This window comes from Microbacterium sp. Root553, assembly GCF_001426995.1.
Classification (GTDB): domain Bacteria; phylum Actinomycetota; class Actinomycetes; order Actinomycetales; family Microbacteriaceae; genus Microbacterium.
This window is the reverse complement of sequence record NZ_LMFY01000001.1, coordinates 1156549-1174577: the sequence shown is the minus strand read 5'-3', so window position 1 is coordinate 1174577 and position 18029 is coordinate 1156549. Positions and strand designations below refer to the sequence as shown.

19 protein-coding genes are annotated in these 18029 nt (G+C 67.9%); 6 read left to right on the top strand and 13 right to left on the bottom strand.

Features of this window, described 5'->3' with window-relative positions:
• Positions 1-59 precede the first annotated feature (59 nt).
• The 5 genes from dnaB to rpsF all read right to left on the bottom strand — a co-directional run bounded on the left by dnaB (position 60) and on the right by rpsF (position 3571).
• Positions 60-1403, bottom strand: coding sequence for a replicative DNA helicase (dnaB, locus tag ASD43_RS05395; RefSeq protein WP_167541592.1), 1344 nt, complete (start codon positions 1401-1403; stop codon positions 60-62).
• A 512-nt stretch (positions 1404-1915) separates the two neighbouring features.
• The gene (gene rplI / locus ASD43_RS05390) at positions 1916-2368 is read right to left on the bottom strand and encodes a 50S ribosomal protein L9 (RefSeq protein ID WP_045253955.1); all 453 of its coding nucleotides are present in this window, start codon (positions 2366-2368) and stop codon (positions 1916-1918) included.
• An 11-nt stretch (positions 2369-2379) separates the two neighbouring features.
• Entirely contained in the window at positions 2380-2634 is a 255-nt protein-coding gene (rpsR, locus tag ASD43_RS05385) for a 30S ribosomal protein S18 (protein WP_045253956.1), read from the bottom strand.
• Positions 2635-2684: 50 nt separating this feature from the next.
• On the bottom strand, positions 2685-3197 hold the full coding sequence (locus ASD43_RS05380) for a single-stranded DNA-binding protein (protein ID WP_045253957.1): 513 nt from the start codon (positions 3195-3197) through the stop codon (positions 2685-2687).
• A gap of 5 nt (positions 3198-3202) precedes the next feature.
• Positions 3203-3571, bottom strand: coding sequence for a 30S ribosomal protein S6 (gene rpsF / locus ASD43_RS05375; RefSeq protein ID WP_045253958.1), 369 nt, complete (start codon positions 3569-3571; stop codon positions 3203-3205).
• A 229-nt stretch (positions 3572-3800) separates the two neighbouring features.
• Between rpsF and ASD43_RS05370 the strand changes: the two genes are divergently transcribed.
• Positions 3801-4499: a hypothetical protein gene (locus ASD43_RS05370; protein ID WP_056414551.1), complete on the top strand. Its 699-nt coding sequence runs from the start codon at positions 3801-3803 to the stop codon at positions 4497-4499.
• A gap of 67 nt (positions 4500-4566) precedes the next feature.
• Here the strand turns inward: ASD43_RS05370 and ASD43_RS05365 are convergent, their stop codons facing one another.
• The 6 genes from ASD43_RS05365 to ASD43_RS05340 all read right to left on the bottom strand — a co-directional run bounded on the left by ASD43_RS05365 (position 4567) and on the right by ASD43_RS05340 (position 10644).
• Positions 4567-5226 (bottom strand): FecCD family ABC transporter permease, encoded by a 660-nt coding sequence (locus tag ASD43_RS05365; protein ID WP_056414548.1) that lies wholly within the window; start codon positions 5224-5226, stop codon positions 4567-4569.
• A 132-nt stretch (positions 5227-5358) separates the two neighbouring features.
• Positions 5359-6198: an ABC transporter ATP-binding protein gene (locus ASD43_RS05360; protein ID WP_056419153.1), complete on the bottom strand. Its 840-nt coding sequence runs from the start codon at positions 6196-6198 to the stop codon at positions 5359-5361.
• The gene (locus ASD43_RS05355) at positions 6191-7078 is read right to left on the bottom strand and encodes an ABC transporter ATP-binding protein (RefSeq protein WP_082539272.1); all 888 of its coding nucleotides are present in this window, start codon (positions 7076-7078) and stop codon (positions 6191-6193) included. The genes ASD43_RS05360 and ASD43_RS05355 overlap by 8 nt, the downstream gene beginning before the upstream one ends.
• Positions 7075-7986, bottom strand: coding sequence for an ABC transporter permease (locus ASD43_RS05350; RefSeq protein ID WP_056414545.1), 912 nt, complete (start codon positions 7984-7986; stop codon positions 7075-7077). Before ASD43_RS05350 ends, ASD43_RS05355 begins: the two co-directional genes overlap by 4 nt.
• Positions 7983-9044, bottom strand: a complete 1062-nt coding sequence (locus ASD43_RS05345; protein WP_056414541.1) for an ABC transporter permease — start codon at positions 9042-9044, stop codon at positions 7983-7985. The genes ASD43_RS05350 and ASD43_RS05345 overlap by 4 nt, the downstream gene beginning before the upstream one ends.
• A 13-nt stretch (positions 9045-9057) precedes the next feature.
• Entirely contained in the window at positions 9058-10644 is a 1587-nt protein-coding gene (locus ASD43_RS05340) for an ABC transporter substrate-binding protein (protein ID WP_056414538.1), read from the bottom strand.
• 148 nt (positions 10645-10792) lie between these two features.
• On the opposite strand from ASD43_RS05340, the gene ASD43_RS05335 reads away from it, so the two are divergent.
• Positions 10793-11380 carry an Lrp/AsnC family transcriptional regulator gene (locus ASD43_RS05335; RefSeq protein ID WP_235564038.1) on the top strand — a complete coding sequence of 196 codons (588 nt, stop codon included), beginning with the start codon at positions 10793-10795 and terminating at the stop codon, positions 11378-11380.
• 292 nt (positions 11381-11672) lie between these two features.
• On the opposite strand, the gene ASD43_RS05330 is transcribed toward ASD43_RS05335, so the two are convergent.
• Both ASD43_RS05330 and ASD43_RS05325 read right to left on the bottom strand, forming a co-directional pair.
• Positions 11673-12032, bottom strand: coding sequence for a hypothetical protein (locus tag ASD43_RS05330; protein ID WP_235564037.1), 360 nt, complete (start codon positions 12030-12032; stop codon positions 11673-11675).
• Positions 12033-12164: 132 nt separating this feature from the next.
• Positions 12165-13178: a hypothetical protein gene (locus tag ASD43_RS05325; RefSeq protein ID WP_056414534.1), complete on the bottom strand. Its 1014-nt coding sequence runs from the start codon at positions 13176-13178 to the stop codon at positions 12165-12167.
• Positions 13179-13313: 135 nt separating this feature from the next.
• Between ASD43_RS05325 and ASD43_RS05320 the strand changes: the two genes are divergently transcribed.
• The 4 genes from ASD43_RS05320 (at position 13314) to ASD43_RS05305 (ending at position 18012) form a co-directional block, all read left to right on the top strand.
• On the top strand, positions 13314-14276 hold the full coding sequence (locus ASD43_RS05320; RefSeq protein WP_235564036.1) for a hypothetical protein: 963 nt from the start codon (positions 13314-13316) through the stop codon (positions 14274-14276).
• Positions 14273-15391 carry a hypothetical protein gene (locus tag ASD43_RS05315; protein ID WP_056414525.1) on the top strand — a complete coding sequence of 373 codons (1119 nt, stop codon included), beginning with the start codon at positions 14273-14275 and terminating at the stop codon, positions 15389-15391. Before ASD43_RS05320 ends, ASD43_RS05315 begins: the two co-directional genes overlap by 4 nt.
• 403 nt (positions 15392-15794) lie before the next feature.
• Complete coding sequence (locus tag ASD43_RS05310; protein WP_056414522.1) at positions 15795-16490, top strand: DUF1684 domain-containing protein; 696 nt, start codon at positions 15795-15797, stop codon at positions 16488-16490.
• A 28-nt stretch (positions 16491-16518) separates the two neighbouring features.
• Positions 16519-18012, top strand: a complete 1494-nt coding sequence (locus tag ASD43_RS05305; protein ID WP_056414519.1) for an ABC transporter substrate-binding protein — start codon at positions 16519-16521, stop codon at positions 18010-18012.
• Positions 18013-18029 lie beyond the last annotated feature (17 nt).

Below are 18029 nucleotides of genomic sequence, written 5' to 3'. Positions count from 1 at the left end.
GACACGTTCTGAGAACCGACGTCGGATTCAGCGGTATCGGGATCTCCCAGACGCTCGGCTCAGTTGAAGTCGCCGCCCGGCGCCATGTCGTGGAAGCGCGAGTAGTGACCCTGGAACGCCACGGTGATCGTCGCCGTCGGGCCGTTACGGTGCTTGGCGACGATCAGGTCGGCCTCACCCGGGCGGACGTCCTTGTCGTACACCGAGTCGCGGTGCAGCAGGATGACCATGTCGGCGTCCTGCTCGATCGAGCCGGACTCACGCAGGTCGCTGATCGCGGGCTTCTTGTCGGTGCGCTGCTCGGGACCACGGTTCAGCTGCGAGAGGGCGATGACCGGGACCTGCAGCTCCTTGGCGATCAGCTTGAGGCTTCGCGAGAACTCCGAGACCTCCTGCTGACGCGACTCGACGCGCTTTCCCGACGTCATCAGCTGCAGGTAGTCGATGATGACCATGCGCAGTCCTTCGCGCTGCTTGAGGCGACGGCACTTCGCACGGATCTCGACGAGGGTCATGTTGGGGCTGTCGTCGATGTAGAGCGGCGCGTCGTTGATGCGACCTCGCGTCGCGGCGACCGTCGTCCAGTCGCGCGGGTCGAGGTTTCCCTTGCGCATGTTCTGCAGCGGGATCTGGCCCTCGGCGCTGAGCAGACGCATCGCGATCTCGCTCTTGCCCATCTCGAGCGAGAAGAAGACGGAGGGGATGTTGTGCCCGATCGAGGCCGAGCGCGCGAAGTCGAGCGCGAGCGTCGACTTACCCATCGCGGGACGCGCCGCGACGACGATCATCTGGCCGCCGTGAAGGCCGTTGGTGAGCTCGTCGAGCTCCTTGAAGCCGGTCGGCACGCCGGTCATCGATCCGTCGCGCCCGCTGGCCGCCTCGATCTCCTCGAGCGCCGCGTCGACGGCGATCTGCAGGGGGACGTAGTCCTCGGCCGTCTCGGACCCGGTGATGGAGTAGATCTCCGCCTGGGCGTTGTTCACGATGTCGGTGGCATCGCCCTGCCCGTCGTACCCGAGCTGCACGATGCGCGTGCCCGCGTCGACGAGGCGGCGCAGGATGGCGCGCTCCGAGACGATCCCGCCGTAGTAGCCGGCGTTTGCGGCCGTGGGGACGATCGAGGTGAGGGTGTGCAGGTAGTCGGCGCCGCCGGCGCGACTCAGCTCGCCCGTCTTGATGAGCTCGTCGGTGACGGCGACGACGTCGGTCGGCTCACCGTGCGAGTACAGCGACAGGATCGCCTCGAAGATCAGCTCGTGCTTGGGGATGTAGAAGTCTGCACCCTTGAGCGTCTCGATGACGTCGGCGACCGCATCCTTCGAGAGGAGCATTCCGCCGAGGGCGCTCTGCTCGGCGAGGAGGTCGTGCGGCGGTGTGCGCTCGTGCGACCGCTTGCTGCCCATGCGGTCCTCTGAGATGTCGGCGATCGACACGCTGCTCCCTTCGCTGCGACGTTCCTCCGGCGGAGCCGAGGAGTCGGCAACGCGCGGGGCTCTCGGTCGAGAATGCCTGTCTGCGCAGCAAACCAGGCACTTCCGACATCGGGTCGCTGGACCACGCTACGAGCGGCGGTTTCCGGTCGCAACACAGCCTGTGGATAACTCTGTGGAAAGCGTGCGAACAAGTCCGGAGTGTCTGTGCAGAACGGCTGTGGATAACCCGGTGGAGTACCCGATCTTGCAACCCGTAACATGCCCTTGACCTGCGTTTTATCGTCTCCCCAGGCTGTGGATGAGAATGCGCTTCAACCGCACATTGAAGGTTGAGGGAATCCCGGACGAGATGTGTACAACCTGGGGAAAGTCAAGCTGGATTTTCACCGGGCGCGTCACACTCGGCGGCCCCGAGAACAGGCCTCGGAACACGCAGAACACCCCCTGTCCCGAGGGACAGGGGGTGTTCGAGACGTCGTGCCTTACTTGGCGGCGACGACCTGCAGCGTGATGACTGCGGTCACGTCGTCGTGCAGACGAACCGTGGCCTCGTGCTCGCCCGTGACCTTGATGGGCGACGGGATGTGCACCTTGCGCTTGTCGATCGAGCCGAGACCCGCGGCTGCGACAGCATCCGCGATGTGATCGGTCTTGACCGAGCCGAAGAGGCGACCCTCGTTGCCGGCCTTGACGGCCAGGCGCACCTTGGTGCTCTCGAGGGAGTTCTTCAGGGCCACGGCCTCGTCGCGGTCGTGGATCGCACGCGCCTGACGAGCAGCCTGGATCGAAGCGACCTGCTTTTCGCCACCGCGGGTCCACGCCGTAGCGAAGCCCTGGGGGATGAGGTAGTTACGGGCGAACCCGTTCTTGACCTCGACCACGTCACCGGCACTGCCCAGCCCGGCGACCTCGTTCGTGAGAATCAGCTTTGCCATCTCGATACCCCTTACCGGCCGGCGCCAGCGTAGGGCAGGAGCGCCATCTCGCGTGCGTTCTTGATCGCCGTGGCGATCAGACGCTGCTCCTGCACCGAGACACCGGTGATACGACGGGCGCGGATCTTGCCGCGCTCCGAGACGAACTTACGGAGGGTGGAGACATCCTTGTAATCGATGACTCCGACCCGGATCGACTTCGCGGGAGCGGCGTTCTTCGCGCCCTTCCGCGGCTTGCGGCGGTCGCCGCTCGACTTTCCAGCCATTGTTTTTCCTTAGTTTTGAGACAGATGCCGAAGCATCCGGAGATCCTGTTTCAGAAGGGGGTGTCGTCGCCGAAGCTGCCCGGAGTGCTCCAGGCATCGGCGCTGGTCGACGAGCCGGGGGTTGACCACGGCTCCTCCGACACCTGCTGCTGCTGAGCGGGACGCGACTGTCCGCCGCCACCGCCGCCGCCACCGTTCGAGGCCGCACGGGTGACCTGTGCAGTCGCGTACCGGAGCGAGGGGCCGATCTCGTCGACCTCCAGCTCGATAGCGGTGCGCTGGTTGCCCTCGCGGTCCTGGTAGGAGCGCTGACGCAGACGGCCCTGCGCCATGACGCGCATGCCCTTGGTCAGCGAACCCGCCACGTGCTCGGCGAATTCACGCCAGACCGACGCACGGAGGAACAGCGCTTCGCCGTCCTTCCACTCGTTGGCGGCGCGATCGAAGTTCCGAGGCGTCGAAGCGATGGTGAAGTTCGCCACCGGCAGTCCGTTCTGCGTGTACCGCAGCTCGGGGTCGGCCGTGAGGTTGCCCACCACGGTGATGACTGTTTCGCCGGCCATCGGACTCAGGCCTTCGCAGCCTTGGCGGCCTTGCGGGCAGCCTTCTCTTCGGTGCGCTTGGCTTCGGTCGCGACCATCGCCTGAGCTTCCTCGGAGCGGAGGACCTTGGTGCGCATGATCTGCTCGTTCAGCTTCAGCTGACGATCGAGCTCCTGCGTGGCCTCGCTGGTCGCGGTGAAGTTGACGACGGCGTAGATGCCCTCGTTCTTCTTCTGGATCTCGTACGCGAGACGGCGCTTGCCCCAGATGTCGACCTTGTCGATCGAACCGCCATCGTTGGTGATGACCTTGAGGAACTTGTCGAGCGTAGGAGCGACCTGGCGCTCATCGATCTCGGGGGTCAGAATGACCATGAGTTCGTACTGGTGCGTCACTTACCCACCTCCTTCGGACTAGAACGGTTTCCGAGGATTTCCCGGAAACAGGAGGGTGTGTGCACGTCATCCGCCGTGGCATCCCGAATGGATGCCGGAAGGCAGACAACCTTGACAGTGTAGCGGAGAAACCTCCGCGTCGCCTCCACCGTGGTCGCCGAGGACTTGGCAAGCTGGTTCCCGTGCATGCCGACAGGCATCGCACGCACACGACCGAAGGGGGAACGCCATGCGCGTCAACAAATGGGGGGTCGGCCTCGTGCTGGCCGCCAGTGTCCTGCTCACCGGCTGCACCGCAGGTGCCGAGGAGCCCGCGGATCCGAAGCCCTCCGCGGCTGCGGAGGAGACCACCGCACCCGCATCCGACTGCCCCGAGCTCTCCGAGGGTGCCACCGTCGACGGTGCTGCCCTGGGATCCTGCATCACCGAGGCGATGCAGGACACGGCCGGATACGTCGCGAAGACGAACATCCTGGGCATGGAGACCACCGCCCGGTACGACCCGACGGACAAGGCGATCGAGACCACGACGCCGATGGGCTCGCTGATCGTGATCGGCGACGACGCGTGGGTGAAGTCGTCCACGAGCGAGTGGCAGGTCGCCGACCCGAATTCCAGCGACCCCATCGTCGCGGCGCTCAGCAGCGGCGCGGTCACGGCGGCGAGCACCGACCCGGCTGAAGCCGCCGGCGCCCTGACCGGCGACTTCACCGTCACGGGCACCGGCACGCGCCTCGGCCAGGAGGTCTACCTGGTCAGCGGCACCTCCCAGGCTCAGGGCGTGGATGTCGACGTGACCTTCGAGGTCACGAAGGACTACGTGGTGCTCGCCACGAGCGGCACCACCGAGGCCGCAGGGCAGAGCATCGAGACCTCGCTGGAGATCACCGAGTGGGACGCGGCGCAGGACATCGTCGCGCCCCTCTGATCGACTCACGCACTGCGGGCCGGGGCGATGTCGTCCCGGCCCGCAGTGCGTGGTGCGCTCGTGAGGGTCACACCCGGCGACGAGCCGTGCGCACGACGAGGTAGATCAGATACGCGCCGCCCAGCACGAGCGTGACCACGCCGACCGGCAGCGCGTGCTTCGGCACGGCGTTCTGCGCGATGATGTCGGCGACCGAGAGCAGGGTCGCGCCCGTCAGCGCGGTGGCGACCAGATGGGCCGGACCGTTCCTGACGATCAGTCGCGCCAGGTGGGGAGCCGCGAGCGCGATGAATGCGACCGGACCGATCACCGCGGTGACCACACCGGTCAGGCCGACCGCGATCGCGACGAGACCGGCCTTGGTCCCTCCCATGCGCCCGCCGAGGCTCGTGCCGATGTCGTCGCCGAGCTCGACCAGCCACAGCCCGCGCTGCACGCACGCCAGCACCACGATCAGCACGCTGTATCCCAGCGCCCCTCGACCGGCGATGAGCAGTGCCACGAGCACGGCGGTGCCGAAGCCGCCGAGGATCGCACCGATCGCGACGGCGAGGCCTGACCCGCTGCCGCTCGTCATCACGATCAGGGCGCCCGTGTAGGCGCCGGTCGTCAGTCCGATCACGTCGGGGCTGCCCAGCGGATTGCGGGTGATGGTCTGGAAGACGGTTCCCGAGAGCGCGAGCGCGGCCCCGAAGAACACCGCGGCGAGCGCCCGCGTGCCGTGCATCGGTGTGACGTTCGGGAGGAGAACTCGCCCTCGGGAGGAGGCTCGAGCCACAGGGACCCTCCCGAGGGCGAGTTCTCCTCCCGACAGCGTGAGCGAGCGACCGGCAGAGCGAAGGCGTGACCGAGCGCGGCGTCAGTCGATGACGGGGGCGATCTCCGACCACACGGTGCGCTCGTTCGTCGACGGGGCCACCGGGATGCGGCCGGCACCGTCGGGCTCGGGGATCGCGGCGAGCAGCGCCTGGGTGTACGGATGCTGCGGCGCAGACCACACGCGGTCGGTGGCCCCGGCTTCGAGCACCCGACCGGCGAACATCACGAAGGTGCGGTCGGCGATGCGACGGACCACCGCGAGGTCGTGCGAGATGAACAGCATCCCGGCGCCGGATTCGGCGACGAGGTCGCGCATGAGACCCGCGACGCTGGTCTGGGTCGAGGCGTCGAGAGCCGAGATCGGCTCGTCGGCGACGAGCAGTGAGGGCCGGGCGGCGAGGGCCCTCGCGATGGCGAGGCGCTGCTTCTGACCGCCCGAGAACTGGTGCGGGAATCGCGTGGCGACCTCGGTCGGCAGCCCGACCCGTTCGAGCCACTCCGCGACGGTCGAACCCTCGGCGCCGCGAGCGCGCGCCGTAGCGATGCCGTCGGCGATCTGATCGCCCACACGACGGCGCGGGTTCAGCGACGTCGACGGATCCTGGAACACCATCTGGATGCCGGTGAGGGCCACGTTGCGACGGCGGATGCCGAGCGGCGTGACGGGCGCATCACGGAAGCGCACCTCTCCCCCGGCGAGCTTCTCGATGCCCACGACCGCGCGGGCGAGGCTCGACTTGCCGCTGCCGGATTCTCCGACCAGCGCCACGGTCTCCCCCGGCGCGACGGTCAGCGAGACGCCGTCGACGGCCACGACCGGCGGGCTGCCGGGGTACCGGACGACCACGTCTTTCGCATCGAGGACGGCGATCTCACTCATCTCGGGCCTCCCCCGCAGCATCCGACAGCTCAGCATCCGACAGCACGGGATCCAGCAGCTCGGGATCCCGCACTGCGGCATCGGCATCCGCGATCTCGAGCTTCGACCCCGGCAATGCGGCGAGCAGCGTGCGGGTGTACTCGTGCTGCGGGTCGCGGAACAGCGTCTCGCGGTCGGCCCGCTCGACGATCCGTCCGTTCTTCATGACGGCGACCTCGTCGGCGATCGCACTCATGACACCGAGGTCGTGCGTGACGAGCAGCACCGCGAGGTCGCGCTCGGTCGCGAGATCGCGCAGCAGCCGAAGGATGCCGGCCTGCACCGTGACGTCGAGCGCGGTGGTCGGCTCGTCGGCCAGCAGCACCTCGGGGTCGCACGCGAGAGCGCAGGCGATCGCGATGCGCTGGCGCTGACCGCCGGAGAACTGGTGCGGGTAGCGCTTCAGCGCGGCATCCGGATTCGGCACCTGCACCGTCTCGAGCAGCTCGACGGCCCTCACCTTCGCCGCCTCGCCGCGCAGCCCGAGGTGCACGCGCATGTGGTCGGTGAGCTGGCGACCGATCGGCAGCTGGGGGTGCAGCGACGCCGACGGGTCCTGGAAGATCATCGCGATGCGACGGCCGCGGATGCGGTTGAGCGCCCGGCGGCGCATGCCGACCAGCTCCTCCCCCGCGAGCGTGATGGATCCTCCGGTGCGCGCCTGCCGGGGCAGCAGTCCGAGCACGGCGAGGGAGGTGAGCGTCTTGCCCGACCCGGATTCGCCGGCGAGCCCATGGATGCGGCCGGCCTCGAGGTCGAGAGAGATGCCGTGCACGAGGGGACGCCCGATGTCGATCGTCAAGTCACGGATGCTCAGCGCGGGTGTCGTCGAGACGGTCATGCTGCCACCCCCTTCGCGGATGCCGCGTGCTCGGCCTGCTTCTCGTGGGCGACCTCGGCCGTCGGGTCGAGGATGTCGCGCATCGCGTCGCCCAGGAAGTTGAAGGCGAGCACCACCGTGAGGATCGCGAGGCCCGGGAAGACCCCCAGCCACCAGGCGTCGAAGTTCTGCATGGCGGCCGAGATCATGGATCCCCACTCGGCGGTCGGCGGCTGCGCGCCGAGGCCGAGGAACGAGAGGCCGGAGAGCAGCAGGATCGCCGCGCCGATGTCGAGCGTCGCGAGCACCAGCACGGGTCCGGCGATGTTCGGCAGGATGTCGACGAACAGCGTCCGCAGCGGGGAGTGGCCGAGCAGGCGTCCGGCGATCACGTAGTTCTGCCCGCGGAGTCCGAGCACGATGCTGCGGGTGACGCGCGAGTACTGCGGCCAGGAGACGACGATCGCCGCGATCACCGCGTTGAACAGCGACGGCCCGAGCGACGCCGCCACGACCATCGCGAGGATGACCGTCGGGAACGCCATGAACAGGTCGGTGATGCGCATGAGCGTCTCATCGACCCAGCCGCCGAAGTAGCCGGCGACCGCGCCGATCACGGTGCCGATGACCATCGCGGCGATCACGAGCATCAGCGCGAGCGGCAGGCTCACGGTGGCGCCCGTCATCAGACGGGAGAAGATGTCGCGGCCGTTGCCGTCGGTGCCGAGCAGGGTGTCGATGCCGGGGGCCTGCAGGCGAGGGAGCACCTGCGCGTTCGGACCGAACGGCACCCACCACTGGGCGGTGAAGGCGACGATGATCCACGCTCCCGCGACCACGGTGCCGATCACGCCCAGGGGTGTACGCCACGCGCGCGGCCAGCGGAACCGGAACCGCCAGGGGCCGGATGCCGAGTCGATGCGGCTCATGCGATCCTCACTCTCGGGTCGAGGACGCCGTAGAGCAGGTCGACGACGAAGTTGATGAGGAGGTAGATGACCCCGACGACCAGACCCACGCCCATGATGCCGGGGAGGTCGAGGTTCGCCGCGGAGTTGTAGGCGTAGGTGCCCAGGCCCGGCCACGCGAACACCGACTCGACGAGCACGGTGCCCGACAGCAGTGAGCCGAACGCGACGCCGACCACGGTGAGGATCGGCAGGGAGGCGCCCCGCAGGACGTAGTCGAGGATCACGCGCATCGCGGGAAGGCCCTTGGCCCTGGCCGCGCGGACGTAGTCGCTGCCGAGCACTTCGAGCACCGAGGTGCGGATGAAGCGGGTGAGCAGTCCGATCGTGACGAGCGAGAGCACCATCACGGGAAGAGCGAGGTGGGCCAGCGCGTCGGCGAACCCGACACCGTCGCCGTTGAGCAGGTAGTCGACGGTGTAGAGCCCGGTGATGCGCGGCGGCGGGGTGATCGAGGGCGAGATGCGGCCGGATCCCGGGGCGATCCGCAGCTCGAGGAAGAACACGTAGAAGCTGACGAGAGCGAGCCAGAACGTCGGAACGCTCAGTCCGACCAGCGTGACGATGCGGATGACCTGGTCGGTGACGAGCCCGCGGCGGTACGCGGCGAGGGTGCCGAGCACCACGCTGACGGCGAGGCTGAGGATGATGGCGCCGATCGCGATCTCGATCGTGGCGGGCACGGCCGTTGCCAGGTCGCTGGTGACCGGTCGCCCGGTCACCAGCGATCGTCCGAGGTCGCCGCGCAGCAGGTTCCCCATGTAGATGAAGTACTGCACGAAGAGCGGCTGATCCAGGCCCTGCGCCTTGATGAACGCCTCGCGCGTCGCCGGGTTCTGCGACGCGCCTTCACCCAGCGCCGCCGACACGGGGTCGCCGGGCACGAGGTTCGTCAGCGCGAAGGTCACGATCGTGACCCCCACCAGAAGCAGCAGGGAGGTGCCGATCCTGCGCAGCAGGTATCCGACGAGCGGAGACCTGCGACGCTGTGCCTGCCGTCGCACGGCCACCGTCGTCATGTGCGCGCTCCGCTCAGCCGGCAGGCGTGATCTCGGCGATGTCCATCTCCCACACCGAGTTGTACACGGCGCCGGTGACGGCGTCAGCCGTGGCGATGTTGCGACCGGGGACGATCAGCGGAACGAAGGGGCCCTCGGCCTGCATCGCCTCGGCGAACGAGGTGAAGGCATCGCTGCGCTGGGCCTCGTCGGTCGCCGCGGCGGCTCCGGCCGCGATGCCCGCGATCTCGGGGTTCGCCTCGGCGGCCCATCCTGCGCGGAGTCCGACCTTCAGGCCCGGAGCGAAGGGGAGGAAGTTCGCGGAGTCGGCGTAGTCGGGGCCCCAGAACCAGAGGCCGAAGCCCTCGGTCCCGTTGACGTAGGCGTCGAGCTCGGTGGCGAACGGCGCCGGAGCGAGCTCGACGGTGATGCCGGCATCCTCCAGCTGCGCCTGGACGCGCTCGGCGAGCGGGGTGAACTCCACACCGCCGACGGGGTAGTCGTTCGGGAACTGCAGCTTCAGGGTCTGGCCGGTGTAGCCGGCCTCTGCCAGAGCAGCCTTGGACTTGTCGAGGTCCTGCTCCACACCGCTGTCGAGCGCGCCTTCGAATCCGGGAGGGATGACTCCGGTCGCCTGCACGGCGCCCGCACCCGCGAGCTCGAGCAGCGCGTCGTAGTCGAGGGCGTAGCGGATCGCCTCGGCGATCTTGACGTTGGCGAGGTCGCCCGCGACGGCCTCGGACTGGTTCAGCAGCAGGAAGATGGTCTGACCCGACGGCACCGACTCGACGTTCAGTCCGTCGCCGAGGCCCGAGACCTGGTCGCCGTTGAGGTCCATCGCGACCATGGAGTCGCCGCCCTTGAGGTTCGCGAGCTGCGTCGCACTTTCGGAGACGTTGCGCACGACGACGCGGCCGTATGCGGCCTTCTCGTCACCGTTGTACTCGTCGCTCTTGGTCAGCACGACCTGCGACGAGAGGTCGAGGGTGTCGAGCACGAACGGACCGGAACCGGCCGAGGTGCCGTCGAGGAACTCCTGCGCGGTGTCGGAACCGTCGGTCGTTCCGCCGTTCTCGATCACGACGTCGGAGTTCACGATGCCCAGGGCCGGGTTCGCGAGGATCGCCGGCAGCTGCAGCAGGGGCGTCTCGGAGGTGATCGAGATCGTCTTGTCGTCGACCTCGGTGATCGTCAGTCCGCCGAGGAGGAAGTTGGGCTTGGCATCGGTCATGCCCTGGATGCGCTGCAGGGTGAAGACGACGTCCTTCGCCTCGATCGGCGAGCCGTCGGAGAAGACCCGGTCGCCCTCGAGCGTGAACGTGAACTCGGTGGCCTCGTCGTTCTGCTCCCACGAGGCGAGCCCGGGAACAGGGGTCGACACGTCGGAGCCCTCGAAGTCGACGAGGGTCTCGTAGAGCGCCTTCGCGATCATGTTGCCGGTCGGGTCGTAGGTGTGCCCGGGGTCGGTCGTCTCGATCGAGAACGCGGTGTCGATGACGAGCGAGTCGGAGCCTGCGGAGTCGCCCCCGGTGTTCGCCGAGTTGCCACCGGAGCAACCTGCGAGAGCGAGGAGCGCGACAGCTCCGATCGCGATGACGGACGTGCTGCGACGTGACGACATGGGGGCCTCCAAGGGCGAGGAGTTCAACGGGTTCGGTCGACGCCGGGTGGACGACCGGTGATCAGATTCGCATTGTATGGGACTATGTGTCCAGCAAGAATGCAGACCGCATCACAGTCTGTCCAAGACCCCTTCCGTGAGGAGCATTGTGTCCACCAAGAGCGACGAAGCTGCGAGGCAATCTGGACGAAGTGGCGCCCCACTGGACGACATCGGATACAGAATCCTCGAGACGCTGCGCGATAACGGTCGCATCTCGATCGCCGCGCTGGCCGAGACGGTCGGCATCTCGCGGGCCAACGCCTACACGCGCGTCGAGTCGCTCATGCAGGACGGGGTGATCACGGGCTTCAGCGCGAGGGTCGATCAGTCGAAGGCCGGGCTGTCGATCGGCGCGCTCGTCTTCGTCACGGTGCACCCGCAGGCGTGGGCGTCGTTCCGCGAGAGCGTGCTCGAGATGCCCGACATCGAATGGTGCGCGATCACGACCGGCGAGCACGACGCGATGCTGCTGATCAGGGCCGTCGACGTCAGCGGCGTGCACGAGTTCACGACCGGCGTCATCGCGCAGCTGCCCGAGGTGCGCACGGTCGTCAGCGTCGTCGTCCTCGACGAGGTCATCCGCCGGTCGTATCTGCTGCCGAGCGATCTGCCCGAGCGCGATCTGGCGACACCCCTGGGCATGACGCGGTGGACGCCGGCGACTCCGGGTCGCGACGCGCTTCCCCCGCGCTGAGCGCCCCGCCCCCGCACCCTGAGCGCCCTTCGTCTCGTCGCTGCGCTCCGGTTCCTGAGCGCCCTTCGTCTCGTCGCTGCGCTCCGGTTCCTGAGCGCCGCGAGACGAAGGGCGCACGCCGCGCGCATTCCCCGCACCCTGAGCGCCCTTCGTCTCGTCGCTGCGCTCCTCGCTCAGGAACCGCGAAGCGAGACGAAGGGCGCTCAGGGACCGCGCAGCGAGACGAAGGGCGCTCAGGAACCGCGCAGCGAGACGAAGGGCGCTCAGGAATCGCGAAGCCGAACGCAGGAGATCAGGCCGCCGCGGCCTCTTCGCAGACGCTGAGCTGAGGCAGGTCGTGCATCTCGTAGTGCTCGACGAGCCGGATGCGGCCGTCGTCGGTGAGCTCGAGTTCGCTCTCGCCGTTGCCGGTGACGACGGTGCCGTCGGCGGCGAGGACGTGCACGAACGAGACCCAGATGGTGTCGCCGGTGCGGGTGCCGACGAAACGGCCGAAGGTCACCGTGTCACCCGAGTAGTCGCCCCAGATGGCGCCGTCCTTCTCGCGGTAGACGAACTCGCTGGGGGCGTCGGCGTCGACGACCGAGGTGGTCGAAGAGACCATCGTGAAGCGGCGGCCGTCGAGCGAGGGGATGGATGCGGAGGACGTCATGATCCGATTATGGAGGGCGTCCCGGCAGCGCTCAGAACCGCCTGTGAACCGTCTGGCCCGGTCGCTCGCGCGGTGAAGGTCGTGAGACGAAACGGCGGCGGCGCTCATCGTCGGCACCGTTTCGTCTGACCCTCATTCGAGGTCGAGCCGAAGCATCTCGGGGTGCTGAGCGGTCTCGGCCCGCAGCGCGAGCAAGAGGGCCGTGTACTCCGGAGTCATCTGCACGCGCGGCGAACCCAGCACGTGCACGGTCGCTCGGCCCGCCACCCGTTCGAACCGGATGCGCCTGACGGGATACCCCGGCGGCGTCAGCCAGATGCGGGTCAGCTGCGAGAACGGCAGATCGACGTCGTCGAGACGGAGGCCGTGGTGACTCACCGTGATGTGCGCAGGGATCGCCTTCAGCACGCGTCGTCGCTGCAGCGCCCCGATCGCGAGCACGATGCCGGCGAGCCCCGCGAACGGCACCAGCAGCACCAGCGCAGAGAGCTCCCCGTCGAGGAAGCCGGGCTGCAGGGCGAGCACGACGACGGCCGCGGCGACGACGAGCAGCACGACCGCGCCGATCGCCAGCCCGTTCGCGAGCCGGCGTTCGCCCGACGCATCGACCGTGAACGACGAGGGCAGCTGGGCTCTCTCCCTGGCTGCGGCGACGGGGTCCGTCGCCGGCGGCGGCGCGATCGGGTTGAGCGTCGCCATCAGGTCGTTGAACGTCGCACGCGTGAATCCGGGGAGCTCCACCGTGATCTCCCGGCCGGCGTTCTCGATGATGAGTGCACGGGTGATGCCACTGCGCAGTCCGTTCGTGCGGTGCTCGGTGATCTTCGATCGGAAGGCGGTGGTGGCGCGGTCGTACACCTCACGGTTCCCCGCGCGACCGACCTCGACCTGGTCTGGACGCACGACGATGCGGGTGTTGCGCAGCCAGAGGATCGACACGAAGACCACGAGGGTCAGGGCGATCGCCACCGCCAGCACGATCATCCCCCGCGTCGAGAGGTCCATCCGGCGCGGCAGGAACTGCGGGAGGATGAACAGCGTCGCCGCCGACAGCACCGCCGAGAGCAGGATCGCGCTCACCACGGCCCGAGCCGGATGCCGACGGAAGGCCCGCTCGCCCGACACCACTGAGACACCATCGATCATCGGACGCCCTCCCGAACCGTCTCGTTCCCCGCGCCCGTCTGCGACGGACAGCGCACTCCTCCGCATATTCTGGCCCCTCCGCCGCGCCCTCGGGTGAAGAGTTTCCTCGCCGGTACCGTGGGTCGCATGCACTGGATGTCTGACACCTCGGCCGGGGACTGGCTGCGTGAGCACCTCGACGACCCGTGGAACGCGACCATGCACGCCGTGGTCCCGCACGGATTCGCGGCGTACGCGCGCATCCTGCATCCAGGGACCGTGCGTGCGCTCCCCGACCGTCCTGTGCCCTCGCAGGAGGAGTACGAGCGGATGTCGGAGGAGGAGCGTCTGAGCCTGCTCGACCAGTACATCGACGAGCCCGTGACGTGGGCCGAGACGGCATCCGCGTTCGACACGACCCTGCATCCGCTCGCCCAGTGGCAGCGCATCGTGCGCACGCCGACCGACGGCGACTGGAATCTGCGGCTCTCGCCCGACGGCCGCGAGTTCACGGGGCCGATGGAGGGCGAGATCGCGCCGGAGACCCTGTCGATCATCGCCTCGCACCTCGTCTCCCACACCACGACCCCGGATGCTGGCCTCGCGGCGCTCTGGGCGGGGCGGGGAGATCTGGTCGGATTCCTCGGCCACTCCCCGTCCCGGGGCTTCCTCACGTTCAGTGACGATCCCAATCACCAGGCGATGCTCGATCGCAGCATCCACGACCCGCTGAACAACTCGTTCCGCAAGCCGACCTGGCAGGAGGGCATCCTGTCGCGCGAGATCTCGGAAGGGCCGCGGTTCCACCTCCCCGGGCGCGATCACGTGCTGTTCCGCGGGGCGATCAGCGACTTCACCCGTCCGGACTGGGTGCTGCACGTTCCGTGGCGCGACCTGCCGGGCGAGGAGCACGGGTTCCCTCCCGCTGCGCAGACCCCCTCGATCCTCTGGCCCGACGACCGTGCGTGGATTCTCGTGAGCGAGATCGACTATGACTCGACGATCGTCGCGGGATCCGGCGCCCTCATCGCCGCGATCTGCGCCGATGAGCGCCTCGAGGCCTTCCCGATCCCCGAGAACGCCGACCTGACCTGGGACGCCGATGAGGTGAACCGATGACCGCACCGCAGCCGGCTCCGTCGTTCGATGCGCGCCCGCTCACCGATCCCGTGGATGCGCGGGCCGTGAGCGCGTTCAGCGCCGAGCTCCGTGCCCGGGGCTCATCCGGCTTCTCGGCCGCCTCGGTCATCGCCGTCGTGATCTTCGGTCTCGTGTTCGTCGTGGCCCTCATCGTCGTCGGCGCGACGATGTTCTCGCTCCTCACCGACCGGGGGACCTCGTCGTTCGCCGGTCTCGGCGTGATCGCGGCGGCCGCCGTCGCGATCACGATCGGGGTCGTGAGCTGGCGCCGCGCCCGGGTCGCGCGGTATCGCCTCGATGCGTTCGCCCGGGCGAACGGCATGTCGTATGAGGCGCGGGTGTCCGATCCGCGCCTGCCGGGCATGCTGTTCGGCCTCGGACGCTCGCGGGAGGCCACGGATCTCGTGCGCGGCACCGTGCCCCGTTTCGTCGAGTTCGGCAATTACCGGTATACGACGGGGTCGGGAAAGAACTCGACCACACACCACTGGGGCTATGTCGCCGTCAAGCTCGACGTGCCGCTCCCGAACATCGTGCTCGATGCGAAGGGCAACAACGGCTTCGGGACGAATCTGCCCGCGTCGTTCCAGCGCGAGCAGCGCCTGTCGCTCGAGGGCGATTTCGATCGGTACTTCACGCTGTACTGCCCGGAGGGCTACGAGCAGGACGCTCTCTACCTCTTCACGCCCGACATCATGGCCCGGTTCATCGACAACGCGGCGGAACTCGATGTCGAGATCGTCGACGACTGGCTGTTCCTCTACACGCAGCGCAAGGCGTCGACGCTGGACCCGGCCACGTGGGGCTGGCTGTTCGGCGCGGTGGGCGCCGTGATCACGAAGCTCGATCAGTGGGAGCGCTGGCGAGACGAGCGACTGCTGCAGGAGAATCCGACGGCCGCCGCATCCTCTCGCGGTTATGCCGCCTCGTCGGCCGCGAATCCGCGACTGCCGTTCGCACCGCCGGCCGGCATGCTCTCGCCGCCGCCGGGGGTGGCGCATGAGGGACGCAGGCTCAAGCGGAGCTTCCGCTGGCTGCCGATCGTCGTCGTGATCGGCTTCGCCGCGTTCTGGATCTGGTTCAGATCCTTCTGAGAAGGGAGCCCGAGGTGGGGTTGTGGGGGTGGGGCTGTCTGGGGAACAGCGACCCACCCCATCCCCCCTCGGGATCAGAGGAAGATCTGACTCTCCCTCCGCAGGACGGTCGAACCGTCCACGCGCGGGTCAGCTGGGGACTGACGACTCTGCGCGTATACGAGTAATGGTATACCGATGTACGTTGCATTCCATTGCGTCGGGAATAGTCAACCGAACACGTTGAATCCCGTGCGCCGATGCACGAATTACTCGCCATATCGTCATTATCAGGGCGACATTCGTGCATGAGAGAAAAGACTCTCGTGCATGCGCCGGATGTCGATGGCGCGGAATTCGCTGTCATTACCCCGGGTGACGGCGGCGGCCCTGGGCCCTTCTGCATGCAAGAGAATGGAAGACGATGTCCGAACTCTCAGAACACACCCAGTGGCAGGCCGACCGCCGTGCCTCCGTCACCTCGGCGACCGGCAACCTGGCGCTGACAGAGACCCGGTGGACCGGTGATCTGCCCGATCTCGAGGCCGAGCGACGGTCCGCACGCGAGACCGTCACCGTGACCCCGCTCCAGCGCACGAACATCGAGACCGGTGCGCCCGAGCACGGGCTGCGGGTGTGGGATGCCGACGCACCCGCGATCCGCGCGTTCGACCGCATCGACACCTACGAGTACGACCCCGCCTGGGTGCTCGAGGGCCACTTCACGCCCGTGTCGGGTGAGCGTCGCGTCTCGTTCGAGCACATCCGCGACAACGGAGGCACCCGCGATCTCGTCGTGCCGGGCGACATCCGCGTCGAGCTCGACGGTCGGGAGTACGACCTCGCCGCGTTCGACGACGGCGGCACGCTGCTGCTCGTGTTCGGCGACGAGACCAACGGATCCGAGACGTACGGCTCCGGGCGCTTCCTGTTCGTGCAGCTGCGCGACGACGAGGGCACCGTCGTGCTGGACTTCAACCGTGCTTTCGTGCCCCCGTGCGGATTCAGCGCCCAGTACAACTGCCCGCTGCCGCCGGCATCCAATCGCTTCCCCCTGCCTATCCGAGCAGGCGAGAAGAACGTCGTCTTCCGCGACGGCTTCGACATCTACGCGGCGTGACGCCGCACACTCTCACCCTGGAGTACTCATGAGAAGAACCCGCATCCTCGGCGCGCTCGGCGCCGTCGCCACGCTCGCCCTCGTGGCCGGCTGCGCGTCGGGCGCCACCGACGACGCCGCGAGCGAAGACGCCACCATCTTCATCGGGTCGCTGTACGAGCCCACCAACCTGAGCAACACGCAGGGCGGCGGCCAGGGTGTGACCGAGGCGCTGACCGGCAACGTCTACGAGGGTCTCTACCGTCTGACCGACGACGGCGACGTCGAGCCGCTGCTCGCCGAAGACGCCCAGGTGTCCGACGACGGCCTCACCTACACGATCACGCTGCGCGACGACGTGACGTTCCACTCCGGCGACCCGCTCACCTCCGCCGACGTGAAGTCGAGCGTCGAGGCCGTCACCGCCGAGGACTCCGTGTCGGCGCGCAAGTCGAGCTTCACCACCATCGCCGACATCGCGACGCCCGACGACCGGACCGTCGTCTTCACGCTGTCGCAGCGGTCGATCTCGTTCCTCTACAACCTCAGCTACGTCTGGATCGTGAACGACGAGGCGGGCGACATCACCGGCAAGGAAGACGGCACCGGTCCCTACACGCTCGACGAGTGGAAGAAGGGCTCGACCCTCACCCTCGAGCGCTGGGACGACTACTGGGGCGAGCCCGCCACGAACGCCGAGGTCGTCTACACCTACTTCACCGACGCCACCGCCGAGAACAACGCCCTGCTCACAGGCGAGATCGACGTGATCACGAGCGTGCAGAGCCCCGACTCGCTCGCCCAGTTCGACAATGACGACTACGTCATCAGCGAGGGCACGTCGACGACGAAGGAGCTGCTCGCGTTCAACGACCGCGTCGCCCCCTTCGACAACGCACTCGTGCGCAAGGCGATCTACTCCGCCATCGACACGAAGAAGCTCCTCGAGTCCATCTGGGGCGACTACGGCACGCTCATCGGCTCGATGGTCCCGCCGACCGACCCCTGGTACGAGGACCTCACCGCGGTGAACCCGTACGACGTCGACCTCTCGAAGGACCTGCTCGCGCAGGCCGGCTACGCCGACGGCTTCACGTTCACGCTCGACACCCCGAGCTACGACCCGCATCCCGCCGTGGCGGAGTTCCTGCAGTCGCAGCTCGCCGAGGTCGGCATCACCGTCGAGATCAACACGATCAGCGCCGACGAGTGGTACACCAAGGTGTTCAAGGAGCAGGACTTCGAAGCCACCCTGCAGGAGCACGTGAACGACCGCGATGTGGTCTGGTACGGCAATCCCGACTTCTACTGGGGCTACGACGACGCCGAGGTGCAGCAGTGGGTCTCGGCGGCCGAGCAGGCCGCCACGACCGACGAGCAGACGGCTCTGCTGAAGCAGGTCAACGAGAAGATCGCCGAGGATGCGGCGAGCGTATGGTTGTACCTCTACCCGCAGATCGTGGTCGCCTCCAGCGACCTCAGCGGATACCCGGTCAACGGCCTGAACTCGCAGTTCTTCGCCTACGACATCGTCAAGTCCTGATGTCGGAGGGGATGCCG